Below are 3,637 nucleotides of genomic sequence, written 5' to 3'. Positions count from 1 at the left end.
TGAACGAGCCCCATGAAAGACAGGACACCGTTTCCCCCTTACGATAAGGGATAGGCAAACGGTTATGTTTATGACTAATAGCAACGACAAGAGTGGGGAGCTTTTGGGCCAGGAGCGGCGGCGCCGCTGGAGCCCGGAGCAAAAACTGGCCATGGTTCGCGAGAGTCTTGAGCCAGGGCAAAGCGTTTCGGTGGTCGCTCGACGCAACGGCATCAATGCCAACCAGCTGTTCCTATGGCGCAAGTTATATCAGGACGGCAGTCTGTCGGCGGTCAGTGCCGGTGAAGCCGTTGTGCCCGCCTCGGAGTTGAGCGATGCGCTCAAGCAGATCCGTGAACTGCAACGGATGCTGGGCAAGAAAACGATGGAAGCAGAAATCCTCAAAGAGGCCGTGGAGATCGCCCGGTCGCGAAAATGGATTGCGCACTCACCCTTGTTGCCGGGGGACGACCAGTGAAGCTGGTCAGCGAATGTCTCGGTGTGGCGCGCTCGCAATTAACGGTTCGAATCAAGCAATCGGTATCGCTCAAAGTACGGCGCCGCAGGCCTGTGGACGATGCTGATCTGGTGGTTGAAATCCAGCAACAGATCAGCGAACTGCCCAGCTATGGCTACCGTCGTGTTTGGGGATTGCTGCGTCGTGCCCGTGAAACCCAGTCGCTGCCGGCGATCAATGTGAAACGGGTTTACCGGGTCATGCGCGATCACGACCTGCTGTTGGCGCGGCGCATCAAACAGCCCGGCGTGCCGCGTCGGCACGAGGGTCGTATTGCGGTGCAAACCAGTGATACGCGTTGGTGCTCGGACGGCTTTGAGTTCCGCTGTGAGGACGGCGCCAAACTGAGCGTGACCTTCGCCCTGGATTGCTGTGACCGCGAAGCCATCGGCTGGGTCGCGAGTCCGACCGGGTACAGCGGCGATGACATCCGCGACTTGATGCTGGAGAGCGTAGAGAAACGCTTCGGTGATCAACTGCCTGCAACGCCGGTTCAATGGCTAAGCGACAACGGCTCGGCGTACACCGCCGAACAGACACGCCTGTTTGCTCGACAGATCGGTTTGCAGCCGGTGACCACCCCGGTGCGCAGCCCGCAGAGCAACGGCATGGCCGAGAGCTTCGTGAAGACGATCAAACGTGACTACGTTGCGCACATGCCCAAGCCGGATCGAGAAACGGCGCTGCGCAACCTGGCAATTGCCTTCGAGCATTACAACGAGCAGCATCCGCACAGCGCCTTGAACTATCGCTCACCGAGGGAGTTCAGGCGCTTGGCAGCAGCATCAATTTGACGGGGAGTTGGTGTCCGGTTTTGTAGGGGCAAGTCCATATATTTACAAAAGGCTAATGAATAAGGGTTACACCAAGCAAGAGGTTGTGGCTGCAATTGGCTACACCAATCCGATGGTCGAAAGCCTGTTTGACTACGAGGGAACTACTACGCTCAGAAAGCTCGCCGCTAAAGGCTTGTCGTTTGACGATGATTTTCGGGACTATTTAAACTTCATAAGTTATTGCACCCAGTACATTGTGGCTCAGTACACAGGTATGCGCCCATCTGAACTCGCTGAGGTCGATGTGAATCGACCGCCTAAAGAAACCAGCAAAGACTTGTGGACTATTCAAAGTCAGGTCATGAAACATCAGGAAAACTCTGTGATGTTGTTCGATGACCTGTGGGTAGCGATTCCCATCGTGCGCGATGCGATGCGTGTAGGGGCACTGATTAGCAAGTACAAAAATAATCCCTACCTGTTCTCCGGTGCGTTTACTACGGAGCCGGGTAAGGTGGCTAAGCCAGCACTCACCATTCTACCGATGATGACCAAGTTTTTTGGTCGGATCACTCCAGAGGGGCAGAAGGCGGGGCACTTCTATCCCTACATGCTTCGACATACGCTTGCATATCACTTGTACAGAGCCGACTTGGGATTGCCGTTCATTTCTCACCAGCTCAAGCATTTTGGTGAGATCACTGGCAGTCCTGATCCGACCAAGGGCTTCAGTAAGACAACCCTCGCCTATGGTGAGATTGGAGACATGCTGGCCAAGGGAGGAGCCAAAAAAGGGCAGCCCACCCAGCTCCGTCATCAGGCGGAACTGGAGTCAGTCAAGAGCCTGTACGACCCTGATGCCAACTACGCTGGCGTGAACGCCGAGGCGCATAAGGCTAATCTCCAGAATCTCTTCCAGGGGTATATGGCAGCCGGCTATAGCAGAGAGGACATCTTTGAAGTGATGGCCTCTCAAAAGATTGCAATTGTTAGTGTAGGGCGTGGCTATTGCTACGGTAATGGCGGGTCGGAGCTTGATGGACTTGCCCCTACAAAACCGGACACCAACTCCCCGTCAAATTGATGCTGCTGCCAAGCGCCTGAACTCCCTCGGTGAGCGATAGTTCAAGGCGCTGTGCGGATGCTGCTCGTTGTAATGCTCGAAGGCAATTGCCAGGTTGCGCAGCGCCGTTTCTCGATCCGGCTTGGGCATGTGCGCAACGTAGTCACGTTTGATCGTCTTCACGAAGCTCTCGGCCATGCCGTTGCTCTGCGGGCTGCGCACCGGGGTGGTCACCGGCTGCAAACCGATCTGTCGAGCAAACAGGCGTGTCTGTTCGGCGGTGTACGCCGAGCCGTTGTCGCTTAGCCATTGAACCGGCGTTGCAGGCAGTTGATCACCGAAGCGTTTCTCTACGCTCTCCAGCATCAAGTCGCGGATGTCATCGCCGCTGTACCCGGTCGGACTCGCGACCCAGCCGATGGCTTCGCGGTCACAGCAATCCAGGGCGAAGGTCACGCTCAGTTTGGCGCCGTCCTCACAGCGGAACTCAAAGCCGTCCGAGCACCAACGCGTATCACTGGTTTGCACCGCAATACGACCCTCGTGCCGACGCGGCACGCCGGGCTGTTTGATGCGCCGCGCCAACAGCAGGTCGTGATCGCGCATGACCCGGTAAACCCGTTTCACATTGATCGCCGGCAGCGACTGGGTTTCACGGGCACGACGCAGCAATCCCCAAACACGACGGTAGCCATAGCTGGGCAGTTCGCTGATCTGTTGCTGGATTTCAACCACCAGATCAGCATCGTCCACAGGCCTGCGGCGCCGTACTTTGAGCGATACCGATTGCTTGATTCGAACCGTTAATTGCGAGCGCGCCACACCGAGACATTCGCTGACCAGCTTCACTGGTCGTCCCCCGGCAACAAGGGTGAGTGCGCAATCCATTTTCGCGACCGGGCGATCTCCACGGCCTCTTTGAGGATTTCTGCTTCCATCGTTTTCTTGCCCAGCATCCGTTGCAGTTCACGGATCTGCTTGAGCGCATCGCTCAACTCCGAGGCGGGCACAACGGCTTCACCGGCACTGACCGCCGACAGACTGCCGTCCTGATATAACTTGCGCCATAGGAACAGCTGGTTGGCATTGATGCCGTTGCGTCGAGCGACCACCGAAACGCTTTGCCCTGGCTCAAGACTCTCGCGAACCATGGCCAGTTTTTGCTCCGGGCTCCAGCGGCGCCGCCGCTCCTGGCCCAAAAGCTCCCCACTCTTGTCGTTGCTATTAGTCATAAACATAACCGTTTGCCTATCCCTTATCGTAAGGGGGAAACGGTGTCCTGTCTTTCATGGGGCTCGTTCA

Annotated in this window: 3 protein-coding genes; 2 read left to right on the top strand and 1 reads right to left on the bottom strand. The window is 56.8% G+C overall.

The features are described 5' to 3' along the window. The first annotated feature begins 70 nt into the window (after positions 1–70). Positions 71–1,290 (top strand): IS3 family transposase gene (locus BFQ01_RS31310; RefSeq protein ID WP_370467938.1). Its coding sequence is split into 2 segments (ribosomal slippage): positions 71–416 and positions 416–1,290, totalling 1,221 coding nucleotides; the frame shifts between segments, so codons are not numbered across the junction. Positions 1,291–1,300: 10 nt separating this feature from the next. Beyond that, the gene (locus tag BFQ01_RS09715; protein ID WP_141691267.1) at positions 1,301–2,356 is read left to right on the top strand and encodes a site-specific integrase; all 1,056 of its coding nucleotides are present in this window, start codon (positions 1,301–1,303) and stop codon (positions 2,354–2,356) included. On the opposite strand, the gene BFQ01_RS31305 is transcribed toward BFQ01_RS09715, so the two are convergent. After that, positions 2,348–3,567, bottom strand: a protein-coding gene (locus tag BFQ01_RS31305) for an IS3 family transposase (protein ID WP_370467938.1) whose coding sequence is annotated in 2 segments (ribosomal slippage) — positions 2,348–3,222 and positions 3,222–3,567 — 1,221 coding nt in all. Because the reading frame shifts where the segments join, the coding sequence is not laid out codon by codon here. The genes BFQ01_RS09715 and BFQ01_RS31305 overlap by 9 nt on opposite strands. Between the last annotated feature and the right edge of the window lie 70 nt (positions 3,568–3,637).

This window comes from Pseudomonas sp. 8 R 14, assembly GCF_900005955.1.
Classification (GTDB): Bacteria; Pseudomonadota; Gammaproteobacteria; order Pseudomonadales; family Pseudomonadaceae; genus Aquipseudomonas; species Aquipseudomonas marginalis.
This window is presented reverse-complemented; position numbering and strand designations above follow the sequence as displayed.